The organism is Mesorhizobium sp. (genome assembly GCF_004963255.1).
In the GTDB taxonomy this organism is placed as follows: Bacteria; Pseudomonadota; Alphaproteobacteria; order Rhizobiales; family Rhizobiaceae; genus Mesorhizobium.
In genome coordinates, this window is the sequence record NZ_SUGA01000017.1 from 56,466 (window position 1) to 71,761 (window position 15,296).

Here is a 15,296-nt window from a genome sequence, read left to right on the forward strand (position 1 = left end):
CGACTGGAGGCCGTCAGTAGGGTGACACGCACTGCCGTCGCGGGCCGCTGTTGGGCTGGAATGTGTTGTCCGAGGCGCGATACGAACGGTAGCGGTCATAGCACCACTGCACATGCGCATCGCCGCGGCGGACGCGGTTGTTCTCGCTGTTGACGATGGCGCCGGTGATCAGCGCGCCGGTGGCGAAAGCAGCCAGCGGGAACCAATAGTCGCCATGACGCCGATAGCCGTGGCGGTATTCGCGATAGCCGCGATGGCCGTTCCAGTAGACAGCGTCACCACGACGCGAGAAATCCCGGTTGAAGCCGCGGTGCCTTCTCCAATCCCGATACTGCACGGTCTGGACATCCGACAGGGCCTGCGGTTGCGGCACATAAGCCGGCTGAGCGTTGACCGGCACCATCTCCGCCGCGATGAACGACGCCGAGAGAGCGGTTGCCAGCAGGCCCGATGCGATCTTGTTCATTACTCTTCTCCTCGAGGTTGATCGACGTCCCTGCTGCGAAACGGGTCCGGGTTGCAAATTGTTCCCCTTTCAATCTCAACCCGTTGTTGTGGAGCTCTCTGAAGCAATGCGGACCCGGATCATTGGCGCGGGCATCGAAAATCGCTCGCAACCAACCTCTCGGCGTCCGTTCGAACCCGTTCAAAAATCCGCCTTGGACGCTCGTCTTTTTCCGGTTGACCGGTCGCGGCACTCTCCCTATGTTCCGCGCAATTTCGAGGGCGGCGTTTCGAGCCCGCGGGAGCGCGTAGCTCAGCCGGTAGAGCAACTGACTTTTAATCAGTAGGTCATGGGTTCGAATCCCATCGCGCTCACCAAAGATTTCAGACGCTAGAAAGTTCGCCAAGCGTAGGTGAAGATTTTGGCAGGGCGGGCTCGCTGAGCCGCCGTCGGGTATTCCTCAAGAGTCAAAGGGCATCTGTTGCCTTGCGTGAGCGCGAACCTTTGATCGGATATCTTTTGCGGCTATGCAAAGGGATGTCTAGGAAACCGAAAAGTAATCCCGGCTGGGTACGCCCCCGCAAAGAGATTGAGCAAGCGCTGGAAGATCAAGTCTCGTTTATGCGCACGTCGGCTGCCGCCTATGACGCGGGACAACACGCTGAGGCGGTTCGGTTGGCGGTACCAGTCTTCATTCTTGTGCATGATGGCTCTCAAAAAAGCCTGCTCACACAACTCGGTCTGCGCAGCGGACTTAGGTTTTCTAGTTTTGCGACGCCGACTAGGCCCGACAATCTTTTGCCGGAAGAACCGCTGGCCCTTATGCGTATGGTAGGTGGCGGAAAGAGCAGTTGGGAGCCAGTGCTCGACCAAGGGCCGATGGCCGAGAGGAAACTCCAGTTCCACGATTGGTGGGAAAAGGAGCCCATCTTTCAGTCGCCGAGAGGCGCGTCGATGAACCGACGTCGTTTGGTATTTTCCCTACGAAATCAGGATGGGGGCGGTCATGTCGATCCGCAACTGACCGACGAAGCCTATGTCGAGTTTTCTCGGCGCCCCGTTTGGTTCGAAAACATCGCAGACATGACCGTCATGACAGACCAGGCGGGCAAACCGGGCTGGTCGCCTCTGGAGCCATTTCCGCATTTGCCGACTATGCGCCAAATAGCCTTCGAACTGGACCGCACGCTCACAGGGGCCGGTATCGCCTAAGAGCTGCCTTCAATAGGACCCGCCTCGTCCGGGCCAAAGGCCGCCCGCAAGATGGCCACCCAATCCCTACGAGCAATCTCCCACCCGCTCCAGTGCGGATGACGACTATCCTTTCGCGTGTTGATTGCTGTCGGCTGTGTGTGGGTAGTGCAGTGGACGCGATATTTGCGCCATTGAACAGGGCGCCGCGAGGCCTGAATAGCAAGGCGATCGCCCCGGAGACTACCATTGGCCTCAAACGTGCGAAACGCCTCGACGCCGCAGAGCGCGATGTCGGTCAGGCTTCGCATGTTCTGAATCGTGAATTGCAGCGCCGGCCAACTCTTGGCGAGCACAACATCCGGAACAGTCGAACCACTTCGTTTGCTTCCAATTGGCAGCAAAAAGTTCGCACTCGCGATGAGCAGACCGCAATCCCGATTGACAAGCGAATCGATGTTCAGTCGAACGTTGGCGGCCTCCCGGAGCAAGCCGACAAGGTGTTGTTCGTCTTGAAGTCCGGCCGATGGCTATATAAGGGTCGTCCATCTGTTCGCTCCAACAGATCGTGGAGTGGCGCAAACTCTTTAAGCACGATTAGAAGTCGCCCGTTCCAATCGCCGCCTAACGTCTCGGTGCCCCACAGATTTGGGCGAAGTGGATCCGGGAAGATTTCGTGCCCCTTGCCAGCTCGGTATCTGAATATGTTCATGTATCCAGGGTGGGTTTCGCGGCGAATGTCGTTGCCAATGTCAGGCGAATTCTGGCGAACCCGAGTCATCGCGGACTGCTCCATGGTCCGGGCCGCCTACAGGCTCAGACCGCCTGCAAGTGCCCGCCTTGCTCGACGCTGAAATAGCTTAGCTAGGAATGTCGAAAGCCAAAACTGTGATCATCATAGCGACACGTTCACCGGCTTCATGTGGGGATCAAAGGCCCGGGGAGCCAGAGTCGCCAGCCGCTCCCCGGTATTTTAGCAAAATGTGAAACAAAGCGATTTCGCTGACGTTGAAGCTCCGAAAAAGGAGCTTCGAACATGGACTCATCGACAGCAGCGGTCATGGTTTTGCTTTTGTGCAGCCAAGGCGATGCGCCGGTCTGCAAATCGGTCAATGCGGCTTCGTCTCGTGTGTTCTCATCCCTCAGCGAATGCCGTTCTTCCTTGGCAAAAGAGCTCGCGCGGGCTCCCATCGGAAGAATGGTCGGCCGATGCCAAGTCGTCGATCCGATCGTCACAGGCTCGCTGCCAGCCGGCTATACGACAGTTATCGTTTCGCGTGGCGGGAAGGCTGCCAGGTATGTTGTTCCGCATAAGGAATAGCCCGCCCCCCATTGAGCAGCGGGCTAACTTGCGCCTTGGTCGAAATCAGGCGCCCCGTCAGCATCCCCGGCAATCGGAACAAAAAGCCAGGCACGGCTGTTTCCTTGCCGAAGGGACCGCAAATCGGGATGCGGATACAGTGGACGTACTGAACTTGGAGCTGGCCAGGGCCAGGCAACGCGTCAAGCGCGCGGAGATTTCGCTTAATCACGCAAAACAACTGCTGGACGAGGAATGCGGCGTCGGGATCAATCTTGTGCTGTGCGACCGCATAAGGTCGGAACAGCAACGGGTCGCGGAGGCCAGGAAGCGGCTGGTGAAGATCGCTTCGACCGCCTCAGCCTGACGGTGTGACTTCCTGAGACAATGGAGATCCTGCCGCGTTGCCTTGTTCCTGGACAGGGTCATGGTTAAACTCGGGCCTCCGAGGGAGGCTCCAGGATGGCACTTGACCTTTCGGTAGAGACCACCGCCCGTAAAGCGGCGACGCCGCCCGGCAAATATCTCTTCGGCCCGGTCGCCGATTTCCTCATGCTCGGCGGCAGCGCGTTTCTAATCCTGCCGGTGCTATTCTTCGTGCCGCGCGATTATGAGGGTGCGCTAGCCGCGACGATGGTCGTCGTGGCCTATGTGGTGAACTACCCGCATTTCGCCCATTCCTACCAGATCTTCTATCGCAATTTCGGCCGCAAGGCGCGTGGCGAGGGATACGATAGGAGCCTGCAGCTTCGCTACATTTTCGCCGGCGTCATCGTTCCGGTGATCATGGCCCTGTTCTTCGCCTATGGCGCGGCGACGTCGAACACGCGGCTGCTCGGCTTCGCGGCCAATGCGATGTTCTTCTTCGTCGGCTGGCACTACGTCAAGCAAGGCTACGGCATGCTGATGGTCGATGCCGTGCTGAAGCGCAAATTCTTCGATGACCGGGATAAGAAGGTGCTGCTCGTCAACAGCTACGCGGTGTGGATCCTGGCCTGGCTGCAGACGAATACGGCTGTGACGCAGGGGCAGTATTACGGACTCCAGTATTACACTTTTGCCGCGCCGTCCTGGATTACCGATATTGCGGTGCTGGCGGCCGTCGGATCGACCGCGGCCACGCTCCTTATGCTGGCCAGACGTTGGCGAAAGAATGGAGGCCTGCCGTATAACGGCATCGTTGCCTATGTCGCATCGCTCTATCTCTGGATCCTGATTGCGAGGATAAACCCGCTCTGGCTGCTGGTGGTGCCGGCGCTGCACTCGCTGCAATACCTGGCCGTGGTCTGGCGCTACCAGACCAATGTCGAGCGAGACGTCTCGGATGCCGCGAGCGACCCGGAGCCGAAAATCCTATCGGTGCTCGGGCCTCGCTACAGGTTACGGGTCCTCGGTTTCATCATCGGCGGCGGCGCGCTCGGCTATCTCGGCTTCTGGCTGATCCCCTTCGTGCTGACCGCTCTGGTCCCCTACGACAAACAGGTGCTCGGTTCGTCGCTGTTCTTCTTCATCGTGCTGATCTTCATCAACGTGCACCACTATTTCCTCGACAATGTGATGTGGCGCCGCGGCAATCCGGAAGTGTCGAAATATCTGTTTCGGTAGGGAAGTTGGCTCAGCCCGCGTGCGCCAAAGTCATGCGATGAGCGATACATTCCCGCCAGCGTGACGCTCGATTCGTCCGGCGAGGTCGAGTTCCAGAAGCACCATGGCAATCTGCGCGGCGCTCAGTCCCGTGTGGCGGATGATCTCATCTATGCCTGTCGGCGTGGGTCCCAGCGCCTCCAGCACATCGGCGCGGTCGTTTTCACCGGGCGGCGGCAGGGCCGAGATGTCGGGCGCTTCGGCAAGCGGCGCGGTTCTTGGAGGGCGGGTGCCGGCAAGCGGCGCCAGCGCGCTGAGCACGTCGGCGGCTTCGGTGACCAGCGTGACGCCGTCCTTGAGCAGCGCGTTGCAGCCGGCGGCGCGTGGGTCGAGCGGCGAGCCCGGCACGGCAAAGACCAGCCGGCCCATGTCATTGGCGAGGCGTGCGCTGATCAGCGAGCCGGAACGTTGCGCGGCTTCGACCACCACGAGGCCGAGCGCCATGCCGGCAACAAGGCGGTTGCGGCGCGGGAAATCCTGGGCGCGCGGCTGCCAGGCGAAGGGCATTTCCGAAACGATCGCGCCGCCGCGATTGGCGATCTCGTCGCACAGTCCGGCATTCTCGGGCGGGTAGGGGACATCGAGCCCGCCGGCCAGCACGCCGATGGTTCCGGTCGAAACGCTGCCTTTGTGCGCGGCCGTATCGATGCCGCGCGCCAGGCCGGAAACGATGGCGTAACCTTCGCGGCCGAGGTCGGCGGCCAGTATGCGCGCCATCTTGATGCCGGCCAGCGACGCGTTGCGGGCGCCGACAATCGCCACTGCCGGCATGCGGAAGACCGCGCCTTCGCCTTTCACCGCCAGCAGCGGCGGCGGATTGTCCAAGGTCTTCAGCAAGGGCGGATAATCGGCTTCGCCGATGCCGACGAAGCGGGCGCCGGCGCGGCGGGCTGCGTCCAGCTCGGCTTCCGCCTCGGCGACGGAGGGGATGCGGACGATACGATTGGCGCCGCCAGAGATCATCAATTCGGGCAGCATTTCAAGCGCTGCTTCGGCCGAGCCGAAGCGGTTGATCAGCTCGCGAAACGAAGCCGGACCGACATTGGGCGTGCGGATCAGCCGAAGCCAGGCAAGCCGCTGCCGGTCGCTGAGGCGCGGGCCGGCGGCTTGAGCGCTCATCCCTTCGCCCCGATCTTGCCTTCGGTGCCGGCCAGCAGCCGCGAGATGTTGGCATGGTGCTTGATGATGACGATCAGGCTCATCACGGCGAACAGGCCGGCGATCTGTGGCGTGCTGATGAAATAAAGCGCGACCGGCACAATGACCGCCGCCGCCAGTGCGGCCAGAGAGGAGTATCGAAACAGAAAGGCCATCGCGAGCCAGCCCACGGCGAAGACGAGCATGCCCTGCCAGGCAAGGCCGAGCAGCACGCCGAGATAGGTGGCGACACCCTTGCCGCCTTTGAAGCCGAGCCAGACCGGGAAGAGATGGCCGAGGAAGGCGCCGAAGCCAGCCAGAAGTCCGAAGTCCGGCGAAAAATGGCCGGCTATGAGGGCGGCGGCGGTGCCTTTCAGCGCGTCGAGCAGCAGCGTGGCGGCGGCGAGCCCTTTGTTGCCTGTCCTCAGCACATTGGTCGCGCCGATATTGCCGGAACCGATGTTGCGGACGTCGCCGAGACCGGCCGCGCGAGTGATCAGAAGTCCGAACGGTATCGAGCCGAGCAGATAGCCGAAGACGAGCGCGATTGCATCTCCCATTGTTTCCCCCGTATTCCTTCTTTGGCTCTCTCGCCTTAAGATTGATGCAATTTGCGTTATGCAACTCTGATTTGCAATAGCTGGCGCTGCGCGGGCATCAGTCGAGCATAATGGTAGAGTCGAGAGGGTTCGCCAAGCAACTCCGTGCCTGGCAGATTTGGCAGCGCTCAACGCGTCGGATAGCCTAGGCGGAAAAGACCGCGCGGCCCGCGACCACCGTCCGCAGGACCTTGCCCTGAAGGCGCGCACCTTCGAAACAGGTGTTTTTCGAGCGCGAGCGCAGGCCGCTTTCGCTGACGATCCACGGTTCGTCGAGATCGACGACCGCGAGATCGGCCGGCGCGCCCGGCTGCAGTGTGCCGCCCGGCAGGCCGAACAGTCTTGCTGGCGCCGTGGACAGCGTCTCGATCAGCCTGAGCAGCGGCACGTCGCCATTGTGGTAGAGCCGAAGCGCCGCGCCAAGCAGCGTCTCCAGCCCGATTGCGCCGGCGGCCGCGTCGGCGAAGGGCAGGCGCTTGGTGTCGACGTCCTGCGGGTCGTGCGAGGAAACGATGATGTCGATCGTGCCGTCCTTGATCGCCTCGATCATCGCCAGCCGGTCATCCTCGGCCCGCAGGGGCGGGGTCAGACGGAAGAAGGTGCGGTATTCGCCGACATCGTTCTCGTTCAACGAAAGATTGTGGATGGCCACACCCGCCGTGACATTGGCGCCGTCCGTCTTGGCCCGGTTCACCGCGCCGACCGCCATCGCCGACGAGATTTTTGCCGCGTGGTAGGCGCCGCCGGTCAGCCGCGCCAGCGCCAGGTCGCGTTCGAGCGGGATCAGCTCGGCCTCCCGCGGAATGCCCGACAGGCCGAGCCAGCTCGCGTAGAGCCCCTCGTTCATGACGCCGGATGAGGCGAGGTCGGCATCCTGCGTCTCATGCGCGATCACACCGCCGAAATCGCGGGCATAGGTCAGCGCGCGGCGCATCACCAGCGCGTTGTCGATGGTGTGGCGGCCGTCGGTGTAGGCGACGGCGCCGGCCTCGCGCAGCAGGCCGAACTCGGTCATCTCGCGGCCTTCGAGGCCCTTGGTGATCGCGGCCGCGGGGAAGATGTTGACGCTCGCTGTATCGCGTGCGGTGCGCAGCACGAATTCGACCAGCGCCACATTGTCGATCACCGGGTCGGTGTCAGGCATCATGACGATGGAGGTGACGCCGCCGGCCGCCGCCGCCACGCTTGCCGAGGCGATGGTCTCGCGATGCTCGCCGCCGGGTTCGCCGATGAAGACGCGCGCGTCGACAAGGCCTGGAATGATCGTCTTGCCGGCGCAGTCGATGACGGTGGCGCCTTCCGGCGCCCCCTGGTTCAATGCCGCCTTTCCGGCCGCGGCGATCTTGCGGCCGTCGACGATGACGCTGCCGATCTCGTCGATGCCGCGCGACGGGTCGACAATGTGCGCCTTGCTGAAGACCGTCACGCTCATGCGCCGCGCCCCTCATGGTTGCGGCCCTCATAATTCCGACGGGGGTCGAGCAGCGCTTCCATGACCGCCATGCGCACGGCGACCCCCATCTCCACCTGTTCCTGGATGACGCTTTGCGGTCCGTCGGCGATTTCGGAGGCGATCTCGACGCCGCGGTTCATCGGACCGGGATGCATAACCAGCGCATCGTCCTTGGCGGCTTTCAGCTTTTCGGCATCGAGACCGAAATAGCGGAAATATTCGCGGATCGACGGCACGAAGGCGCCTTCCATGCGCTCGCGCTGCAGGCGCAGCATCATCACGACATCGGCGTCCTTCAGCCCCTCGGCCATCGAGCGCGCGACGATGACGCCCATCCGATCAATGCCGGAAGGCAGCAGCGTCGAGGGCGCGACGACGCGCACCTGCGCGCCGAGCGCGTTCAGAAGCATGATGTTGGAGCGGGCGACGCGCGAATGCAGGATGTCGCCGCAAATCGCCACGATCAGCTTCGACAGCGGGCCCTTGGCGCGGCGGATGGTCAGCGCGTCGAGCAGCGCCTGGGTTGGATGCTCATGCGCGCCGTCGCCGGCATTGACCACCGAGCAGCCGACTTTCTGGGCGAGCAGGGCGGCGGCGCCTGCCGACTGGTGGCGGATGATCAGGATATCCGGCCGCATGGCATTCAGCGTCATCGCCGTGTCGATCAGCGTCTCGCCCTTCTTCACCGAGGAGCTCGCCACCGACATGTTCATGACGTCCGCGCCGAGCCGCTTGCCGGCGAGCTCGAAGGACGACTGCGTGCGGGTCGATGCCTCGTAGAACAGGTTGATCTGGGTGCGGCCGCGCAGTGTCGAGGTCTTCTTTTCCGATTGCCGCGAGATCGCCACGGCTTGGTCCGCACGATCAAGCAACAGCTCGATATCGGCGGGGGAAAGATCGCGGATGCCCAGAAGGTGGCGGTGGGGAAAGAGCGGCAGGGACGAAGCGTCGGTCATCTCAAGGCGCTGCTATAGGGTGCGGTCCGGCCCGCCGCAAGCGCCAGCTTTGGATTGCGGGCGTTCTCCCCGGTATTTTCGTCGCGCGTGCCGCAACGCTTGGGCTATAAGGCCGGATGGCCTCGGATTCGTGATCGCGGCCGGGGATGTAAGGAAGACGCGTGACCGACGAGGTGATCAACCAGCCGCCGCCGTTGACAGGCGGCAACGCTTGGCGGGGCGATCCGTTGCTCATCCAGCTTGCCGAACGTTTTTCGGATCCCGTGCGCAAGGATCTCGACGGGCTCGGCCGGTTCGTGATGACGCAGGAGGCGCAGGAGCTTGCCCGCCTCGCCAACACCGACACGCCGAAATTGCGCACGCATGACCGCCAGGGCCGACGCCTCGACCTTGTCGAATACCATCCGGCCTATCACGCATTGATGCGCCGCTCGGTTGCCGGCGGCCTGCATTCTTCAGTCTGGGAGAACGGCGATGCCGAGATCGGCCGCCGCCATCAGGTAAGGGCGGCGCGCTTCTATCTGACCGCCGAGCTCGAGACCGGGCATCTGTGCCCCATCACCATGACCAGCGCCTCGCTGGCAGCGCTGATGGCGAGCCCAAAACTTTTCCGCGAATGGGCGCCGCGCGTGACGACGCGCAAATACGACCAGACACAGAAGCCGCCGGTGCAGAAGACCGGACTGACGCTCGGCATGGGCATGACCGAGAAGCAGGGCGGCACGGATGTCCGCGCCAACACCACCAGGGCGGAGCGCACCGGCAGCGGTTTTTATCGGCTCACCGGCCACAAATGGTTCATGTCGGCGCCGATGTCGGACGCCTTCCTTGTGCTCGGACAAGCGCCGGAGGGGCTGTCCTGCTTCCTCGTGCCACGCATCCTGGGCGACGGTTCCGGCAATGGCTTCCGCTTCCAGCGGTTGAAGGACAAGCTCGGCAACCGCTCGAACGCCTCGTCGGAGGTGGAGTTCGTCAATGCCATCGGCGAGATGGTCGGCGATCCGGGCGCCGGCGTGAAGACCATTATGGACATGGTGACGCTGACGAGGCTGGACTGCGCGGTCGCTTCGTCGGCGCTGATGCGGGCGGGCCTTGCCGAGGCCGTGCACCACACGCGCCATCGCCAGGTGTTCGGCTCGAACCTGATCGACCAGCCGCTGATGCAGCGGGTTCTGGCCGATATGGCGCTCGACGTCGCCGCGGCCACGGCGCTGTCGTTCCGGCTGGCGCGCTCCTTCGACGAGGCGGCCAGCGATCGCGGCGAGGCGGCCTTTGCCCGGGCCATGACGCCTGTGGTCAAATACTGGGTCTGCAAGATCGCGCCGGCGCTGCTCTACGAGGCGATGGAATGCCTTGGCGGCAATGGCTATGTCGAGGAAGCGCCGCTAGCCCGCTACTACCGGGAGGCGCCGGTCAATGCGATCTGGGAGGGCTCGGGCAATGTCATGGCGCTCGATGTGCTGCGCGTGCTTGGCCGCGCGCCCGGCCTGTTCGAGGAAGTGCTGGCCGGGATCGACCGCGATCTCGGCACCGGCGGACGCGGCACGATCGGCGTGCTGAAGGCGGCCATGCAGGTCGCCGCGACCGACCAAGGGTCGGCGCGCCTGTTGACGGAACAGCTCGCGCTTTCGGCCGCCGCGGCGGAGCTGCGCAGGCTGGGAGCAGGGCGGATCGCCGATGCCTTCGTCGAAACCCGGCTCGGCGGCCAGTGGCGCACCACCTACGGCATGCTCGATACGCGCCACGACGCGCGCATCATCATCGACACGCTCTATCCGCCGGTGACCTGATCCAGCTCTGGCGGTAGAGCATGACGTCATCCGCCAAATGCCGGCCTGTGGATAGCCGTTAACCTTAACAAATGGTTTCCATTGCGGCGGACCTTCGCAAAGCCCAATCTCCGCTTGCTGGAGTAGGGAAGGGTTAACCATGGCCCGGGCTCCGCGAAGCAGGATGCGTATGCGGCACGTGTTGAGCTCAGTTCTGGCCTTGCATTGGGCGGTGGTCTTTGCCCTGCTTGCCTATGTCTGCATGGACGGCAGCCGGGGCATAACAGCGGCGCTTGGCGTGCTTGGCCTCTCGATCCAGGGCGGCCGGTTTCCGCAGCTTGAAAATGTCGCCGTGGTCGCGCCGCTTTCGGTCGCGCTCCTGACCGTCGCGGTGTTGTTCTGCTGGGCCTTTGTCGAAACGCTGCTCAACGGCGCGGCAAGGCCGGACGCAGGCGAAAGCGTTGCGCGGCTCGCTTTCATCTTCGCATCGTCGCTGCTTTCGCTGATTCTCATCGGCGGCGTGGCGCAAGGCATCGACGGCCTGTTCGTGATTGTCGGCATTCAGATGACGGCACTGCTTGCCTCCTATGTCGCGGTGACGGCCGAACGCCGCTCCGCCCTTGCCGCCGCAATGAATTTGCCCCAGGGCGATGTTCGCGCCGCCTCGCGCATGGCGATGGGGGCCGCGCACAGCTCCTTGCTTTCGCGCATATCAGGCCGTCCGGAAAACAAGCCTGGAGGCAGGCGCTGATGCGCACGATATTCACACTCTGGGCTGCTCCGATGGCCATCTTCTGGGGATGGTTCTTCCTGTCGGCGAACGACATGAATTTCGGCTACGCGATGCTGAGCCGGCAGGTGCACGATTTCGCCTTCCAGCTCTATGGCCAGATGCTCGGTGTCGACCCGGCCATCATTCCGGGCATGGTGGCGCGGACCTGCGTTTTCGACTTCTTCCTGCTCATGGGGCTGTGGGCCTTCCGCCGCCGGCGCAACATCGCCGAATGGATAAGGCAGCGCCGGCAAGGCACGGTCAGCGAAGACCGTCTCGCCCAAGCGACTGAAGCCGGTCCAGGGCTCCCTGCAGAATAAAGGCGGCGGCCGCCGAATCGATCTTGCCGGCGCGTTTCTTGCGCGAGAAATCCATCTCGATCAGCGTCCGCTCGGCCGCCACCGTTGACAGCCGTTCATCCCACAGCACGAAGGGCAGGTCCGAAAGCGGCGCCATGTTGCGGACGAAGGCGCGCGATTTTTGCGCACGAGGGCCTTCGGAGCCGTCCATGTTGACGGGAAGGCCAAGCACGACGGCGCCGACATTGTCCTTCGCGAGCTGAGCGATAAGTTGGGCGGCATCGAGCGAAAATTTCTTGCGCAGGATGACCGGACGCGGATGGGCGAAGGACAGCCCGCGATCGGAGACCGCCACGCCGATCGTCTTGTCGCCGAGATCGAGCCCGGCGAGCGTTTTGCCGTCGGCGAGACGCTCCGGCAGTTCTTCGATCGAAACAATGCCCAACGGCTTTTCCTGACATCCAGGCGTCACATCCTTTTGACGTTTAGGAGTGGGGCGCCACTTTCAATTTGCCACCAGCGTTCTATCTTCCGGCAACGGGAAAATCGAGGAAGCATTCATGAAACTGACCTGGTACGGGCATTCGGCATTCCGCGTCGAGACCAAGGACGCCACCATTCTCATCGACCCTTATCTGGTCGGCAATCCGTCCTGGAAGGGCGGCTGGGAGGGGCCGGCGGAAGGCGTCACGCATGTTCTCCTGACCCATGGCCACAGCGACCATGTCAGCGGCGCGGTCGAAGTGCTGAAGAAAAGCGGCGCCATGCTGGTCGCCAATTTCGAGATCTGCATGTATCTCGTCGGCCAGGGCGTCAGCGGCGACAAGATCAATCCGGGCAATATCGGCGGCACCGTCGATTGCGGGCCGTTCACCACGACGTTCGTCCAGGCGCTGCATTCGTCCTCCTTCGGCGGCGAAGGTGGCACCAACACCTATCTCGGCAATCCGGGTGGGCTCGTCCTGCATTTTCCCGAAGACAAGACGCTCTACCACATGGGCGACACCGACATCTTCTCCGACATGGGGCTGATCAACGAGCTGCACGAGCCCAAGATCGGCATCGTGCCGATCGGCGACCGCTTCACCATGGGGGGCGCGGTGGCGGCCCTTGCCTGCCGCCGGTTCTTCGGTTTCGAAACCGTCATTCCCTGCCATTTCGGCACCTTCCCGATGATCGACCAGACCGCCGACAAATTCGTCGCCGGCATGGAAGGCTCGGGCGTCAACGTGGCGCTGCCCGAGATTGGCAAGGCGATCACGATCTAAGGCGCTTCGCTCTTCTGCGATGGGGTCGCACTGCCTTGGGCGGCCCCTGAGCATCTCCGGGCGGATCGGGCCAACATGATCCATGTTGCGCGCTGAGCGCCGCGCCGCTATAGCCCGCACTGGTTTTCCCGAGGCGAAAAGAACATGTCCGTTGATCTTCAGACCGTGAAGCGCGTCGCGCGCCTTGCCCGTATCGCGGTGAGCGAGGAGGATGCCCAGCGCATGACCGGCGAATTGAACGCCATCCTTGGCTTCGTCGAGCAATTGAACGAGGTCGATGTCTCGGGCGTCGAGCCGATGACCTCGGTCACGCCGATGGAGATGAAGAAGCGCCAGGATGTCGTCACCGACGGCAACAAGCCCGCCGACATCGTCGCCAACGCGCCGGCGACGGAAGAGAACTTCTTCCTCGTTCCGAAGGTGGTGGAGTAGGCCGTGGCTGTCGAGATCGCCGTCGAGACGCCTCTGCAGGACGACGTGCGCGCGCTGGTCGCCGAACTCAACGCCGCGCTGCTCGAGCTGACGCCGGCCGAGCATTGCTATCACCTGACGGTCGAGCAGATGGCCGGCTTGGACACGACGGTGTTCATCGCGCGCGACAACGGCCTTGCCGTCGGTTGCGGCGCGCTGAAGCGCCACGACGAGGCGACCGGCGAGGTCAAGCGCATGTATACGCGGCCTTCGCATCGCGGCATGAAGATCGGCGCCGAGATCGTCGGGCGGGTCGAGGCGCTTGCCCGGCAGGAAGGGCTGACGCGCCTGGTGCTCGAAACCGGCGATCGCCATCCCGCCGCCTGGACCGTCTATGAGCGCGCCGGATTCACGCGTTGCGGACCGGTGCTGGATTATCCCGACTCCGAATGGTCGGTGTTTTACGAAAAGAGCCTTGCCTGATGAGCGATCTCACACATCTCACCATTTCCGAGGCCCGCGCCAAGCTGCGCGGCAAGGAGATCACCGCGGCCGAGATCACCGAGGCCTATCTCGCGGCGATCGATCGCGCCAATCCTGTGCTCAATGCCTATGTAGCTGTGACCGCCGACAAGGCGCGTGACATGGCAAGGAACTCGGATGCCAAGCTAGCCAAGGGCGAGGGCGGCGCGCTGGAAGGCATTCCGCTCGGCATCAAGGATTTGTTCGCGACGGAAGGCATCCACACCCAGGCCTGCAGCCATGTGCTGGACGGTTTTAGGCCGCGCTACGAGTCAACCGTAACGTCCAATCTGTGGGCCGACGGCGCCGTCATGCTCGGCAAGCTCAACATGGACGAGTTCGCCATGGGCTCGTCCAACGAGACCTCCTATCACGGGCCGGTCATCAATCCGTGGCGGCGTTCGCGCCTCGACACGGTGGTGATGCCGACGACGCATCAGGGCGATGGCGGCTTCGTCTCCGCCGGCGGCACTAAGACCCAGCGCACGCTCGACAACGCCCAGTTGGTGCCGGGCGGCTCGTCGGGCGGCTCGGCGTCGTCCGTGGCCGCGTTTCTCTGCGCCGGCGCAACCGCGACCGATACCGGCGGCTCGATCCGCCAGCCCGCCGCCTTCACCGGTACGGTCGGCATCAAGCCGACCTATGGGCGCTGCTCGCGCTGGGGCATCGTTGCTTTCGCCTCGTCGCTCGACCAGGCCGGGCCGATCGCGCGCGACGTGCGCGACGCCGCGATTCTGCTGAAGTCCATGGCTTCCGTCGATCCAAAGGACACGACCTCGGTCGACCGCCCGGTGCCGGACTATGAAGCTGCGATCGGCAAGCCGATCAAGGGCATGAAGGTCGGCATTCCGAAGGAATACCGCGTCGATGGCATGCCGCAAGACATCGAGGCGCTCTGGCAGAAAGGCATTGCCTGGCTGAAGGATGCCGGCGCCGAGATCGTCGACATCTCGCTGCCGCACACCAAATATGCGTTGCCGGCTTATTACATCGTGGCGCCAGCCGAGGCTTCGTCGAACCTCGCCCGTTATGACGGCGTGCGCTACGGCCTGCGCGCGCCCGGCAAGGACATCATCGACATGTATGAGAAGACCCGCGCCGCCGGCTTCGGCCGCGAGGTCAAGCGGCGCATCATGATCGGCACCTATGTGCTGTCGGCCGGCTATTACGACGCCTACTATCTGCAGGCGCAGAAGGTGCGCACGCTGATCAAGCGCGACTTCGAGAATGTCTTCGCCACCGGCGTCGACGTCATCCTGACGCCTGCAACCCCGTCGGCCGCCTTCGGCATCGCCGACGAGGACATGGCCTCCGATCCGGTCAAGATGTACCTCAACGACATCTTCACCGTGACGGTGAACATGGCCGGCCTCCCCGGCATTTCCGTGCCGGCCGGTCTCGATGGCAAGGGTTTGCCGCTCGGCCTGCAGCTCATAGGCCGCCCGTTCGACGAGGAAACGCTGTTCCAGACGGCGCATGTTATCGAGCAGGCGGCGGGCAAATTTCAGCCGGAAAAGTGGTGGTAGGCTC

17 protein-coding genes and 1 tRNA gene are annotated in these 15,296 nt (G+C 63.3%); 11 read left to right on the plus strand and 7 right to left on the minus strand.

Features of this window, described 5'->3' with window-relative positions; genetic code table 11:
- Positions 1–13 precede the first annotated feature (13 nt).
- On the minus strand, positions 14–466 hold the full coding sequence (locus E5X34_RS18575) for a BA14K family protein (RefSeq protein WP_292567653.1): 453 nt from the start codon (positions 464–466) through the stop codon (positions 14–16).
- A gap of 280 nt (positions 467–746) precedes the next feature.
- Between E5X34_RS18575 and E5X34_RS18580 the strand changes: the two genes are divergently transcribed.
- Together E5X34_RS18580 and E5X34_RS18585 are read left to right on the plus strand one after the other, a co-directional pair.
- A tRNA-Lys gene (locus E5X34_RS18580) sits at positions 747–822 on the plus strand.
- Positions 823–931: 109 nt separating this feature from the next.
- Positions 932–1,657, plus strand: coding sequence for a hypothetical protein (locus E5X34_RS18585; RefSeq protein WP_292567655.1), 726 nt, complete (start codon positions 932–934; stop codon positions 1,655–1,657).
- A gap of 897 nt (positions 1,658–2,554) precedes the next feature.
- Here the strand turns inward: E5X34_RS18585 and E5X34_RS18590 are convergent.
- Positions 2,555–2,872, minus strand: coding sequence for a hypothetical protein (locus E5X34_RS18590; protein WP_292567657.1), 318 nt, complete (start codon positions 2,870–2,872; stop codon positions 2,555–2,557).
- A 224-nt stretch (positions 2,873–3,096) separates the two neighbouring features.
- Between E5X34_RS18590 and E5X34_RS18595 the strand changes: the two genes are divergently transcribed.
- Positions 3,097–3,303 carry a hypothetical protein gene (locus E5X34_RS18595; RefSeq protein ID WP_292228938.1) on the plus strand — a complete coding sequence of 69 codons (207 nt, stop codon included), beginning with the start codon at positions 3,097–3,099 and terminating at the stop codon, positions 3,301–3,303.
- 95 nt (positions 3,304–3,398) lie between these two features.
- Complete coding sequence (locus tag E5X34_RS18600) at positions 3,399–4,541, plus strand: hypothetical protein (RefSeq protein WP_292567659.1); 1,143 nt, start codon at positions 3,399–3,401, stop codon at positions 4,539–4,541.
- A 30-nt stretch (positions 4,542–4,571) separates the two neighbouring features.
- Here the strand turns inward: E5X34_RS18600 and dprA are convergent, their stop codons facing one another.
- The 4 genes from dprA to E5X34_RS18620 all read right to left on the minus strand — a co-directional run bounded on the left by dprA (position 4,572) and on the right by E5X34_RS18620 (position 8,725).
- Positions 4,572–5,699, minus strand: coding sequence for a DNA-processing protein DprA (dprA, locus tag E5X34_RS18605; RefSeq protein ID WP_292567661.1), 1,128 nt, complete (start codon positions 5,697–5,699; stop codon positions 4,572–4,574).
- The gene (gene plsY, locus E5X34_RS18610) at positions 5,696–6,277 is read right to left on the minus strand and encodes a glycerol-3-phosphate 1-O-acyltransferase PlsY (RefSeq protein WP_292567663.1); all 582 of its coding nucleotides are present in this window, start codon (positions 6,275–6,277) and stop codon (positions 5,696–5,698) included. Before plsY ends, dprA begins: the two co-directional genes overlap by 4 nt.
- A 184-nt stretch (positions 6,278–6,461) precedes the next feature.
- Positions 6,462–7,748 carry a dihydroorotase gene (locus E5X34_RS18615; protein ID WP_292567665.1) on the minus strand — a complete coding sequence of 429 codons (1,287 nt, stop codon included), beginning with the start codon at positions 7,746–7,748 and terminating at the stop codon, positions 6,462–6,464.
- On the minus strand, positions 7,745–8,725 hold the full coding sequence (locus E5X34_RS18620; RefSeq protein WP_127304812.1) for an aspartate carbamoyltransferase catalytic subunit: 981 nt from the start codon (positions 8,723–8,725) through the stop codon (positions 7,745–7,747). Before E5X34_RS18620 ends, E5X34_RS18615 begins: the two co-directional genes overlap by 4 nt.
- A gap of 161 nt (positions 8,726–8,886) precedes the next feature.
- On the opposite strand from E5X34_RS18620, the gene E5X34_RS18625 reads away from it, so the two are divergent.
- The 3 genes from E5X34_RS18625 to E5X34_RS18635 all read left to right on the plus strand — a co-directional run bounded on the left by E5X34_RS18625 (position 8,887) and on the right by E5X34_RS18635 (position 11,586).
- Positions 8,887–10,515, plus strand: a complete 1,629-nt coding sequence (locus E5X34_RS18625; protein ID WP_292567667.1) for a DNA alkylation response protein — start codon at positions 8,887–8,889, stop codon at positions 10,513–10,515.
- A gap of 169 nt (positions 10,516–10,684) precedes the next feature.
- Entirely contained in the window at positions 10,685–11,245 is a 561-nt protein-coding gene (locus tag E5X34_RS18630) for a hypothetical protein (RefSeq protein WP_292567669.1), read from the plus strand.
- Positions 11,245–11,586, plus strand: coding sequence for a DUF6105 family protein (locus E5X34_RS18635; RefSeq protein ID WP_292567671.1), 342 nt, complete (start codon positions 11,245–11,247; stop codon positions 11,584–11,586). Before E5X34_RS18630 ends, E5X34_RS18635 begins: the two co-directional genes overlap by 1 nt.
- Here the strand turns inward: E5X34_RS18635 and ruvX are convergent.
- Positions 11,528–12,010, minus strand: coding sequence for a Holliday junction resolvase RuvX (gene ruvX, locus E5X34_RS18640; RefSeq protein ID WP_292567673.1), 483 nt, complete (start codon positions 12,008–12,010; stop codon positions 11,528–11,530). The two genes, E5X34_RS18635 and ruvX, sit on opposite strands and share 59 nt — an antisense overlap.
- A gap of 115 nt (positions 12,011–12,125) precedes the next feature.
- On the opposite strand from ruvX, the gene E5X34_RS18645 reads away from it, so the two are divergent.
- From E5X34_RS18645 to E5X34_RS18660, 4 genes are all read left to right on the plus strand, one after another.
- Positions 12,126–12,833: a metal-dependent hydrolase gene (locus E5X34_RS18645; RefSeq protein ID WP_292567675.1), complete on the plus strand. Its 708-nt coding sequence runs from the start codon at positions 12,126–12,128 to the stop codon at positions 12,831–12,833.
- 144 nt (positions 12,834–12,977) lie between these two features.
- Positions 12,978–13,265 (plus strand): Asp-tRNA(Asn)/Glu-tRNA(Gln) amidotransferase subunit GatC, encoded by a 288-nt coding sequence (gene gatC / locus E5X34_RS18650; protein ID WP_292567677.1) that lies wholly within the window; start codon positions 12,978–12,980, stop codon positions 13,263–13,265.
- Between the two features lie 3 nt (positions 13,266–13,268).
- On the plus strand, positions 13,269–13,727 hold the full coding sequence (locus tag E5X34_RS18655; RefSeq protein WP_292567679.1) for a GNAT family N-acetyltransferase: 459 nt from the start codon (positions 13,269–13,271) through the stop codon (positions 13,725–13,727).
- Entirely contained in the window at positions 13,727–15,292 is a 1,566-nt protein-coding gene (locus E5X34_RS18660; protein WP_292567681.1) for an amidase family protein, read from the plus strand. The genes E5X34_RS18655 and E5X34_RS18660 overlap by 1 nt, the downstream gene beginning before the upstream one ends.
- The last annotated feature ends 4 nt before the right edge of the window (positions 15,293–15,296 follow it).

Excerpts from the sequence above, each read along its gene's own strand:
- E5X34_RS18575 (WP_292567653.1), bottom strand. The coding sequence starts at position 466 with ATGAACAAGATCGCATCGGGCCTGCTGGCAACCGCTCTCTCGGCGTCG.
- E5X34_RS18600 (WP_292567659.1), top strand. The coding sequence starts at position 3,399 with ATGGCACTTGACCTTTCGGTAGAGACCACCGCCCGTAAAGCGGCGACG.
- dprA (WP_292567661.1), bottom strand. The coding sequence starts at position 5,699 with ATGAGCGCTCAAGCCGCCGGCCCGCGCCTCAGCGACCGGCAGCGGCTT.
- plsY (WP_292567663.1), bottom strand. The coding sequence starts at position 6,277 with ATGGGAGATGCAATCGCGCTCGTCTTCGGCTATCTGCTCGGCTCGATA.
- E5X34_RS18615 (WP_292567665.1), bottom strand. The coding sequence starts at position 7,748 with ATGAGCGTGACGGTCTTCAGCAAGGCGCACATTGTCGACCCGTCGCGC.
- E5X34_RS18620 (WP_127304812.1), bottom strand. The coding sequence starts at position 8,725 with ATGACCGACGCTTCGTCCCTGCCGCTCTTTCCCCACCGCCACCTTCTG.
- E5X34_RS18630 (WP_292567669.1), top strand. The coding sequence starts at position 10,685 with ATGCGGCACGTGTTGAGCTCAGTTCTGGCCTTGCATTGGGCGGTGGTC.
- E5X34_RS18635 (WP_292567671.1), top strand. The coding sequence starts at position 11,245 with ATGCGCACGATATTCACACTCTGGGCTGCTCCGATGGCCATCTTCTGG.
- E5X34_RS18645 (WP_292567675.1), top strand. The coding sequence starts at position 12,126 with ATGAAACTGACCTGGTACGGGCATTCGGCATTCCGCGTCGAGACCAAG.
- gatC (WP_292567677.1), top strand. The coding sequence starts at position 12,978 with ATGTCCGTTGATCTTCAGACCGTGAAGCGCGTCGCGCGCCTTGCCCGT.
- E5X34_RS18660 (WP_292567681.1), top strand. The coding sequence starts at position 13,727 with ATGAGCGATCTCACACATCTCACCATTTCCGAGGCCCGCGCCAAGCTG.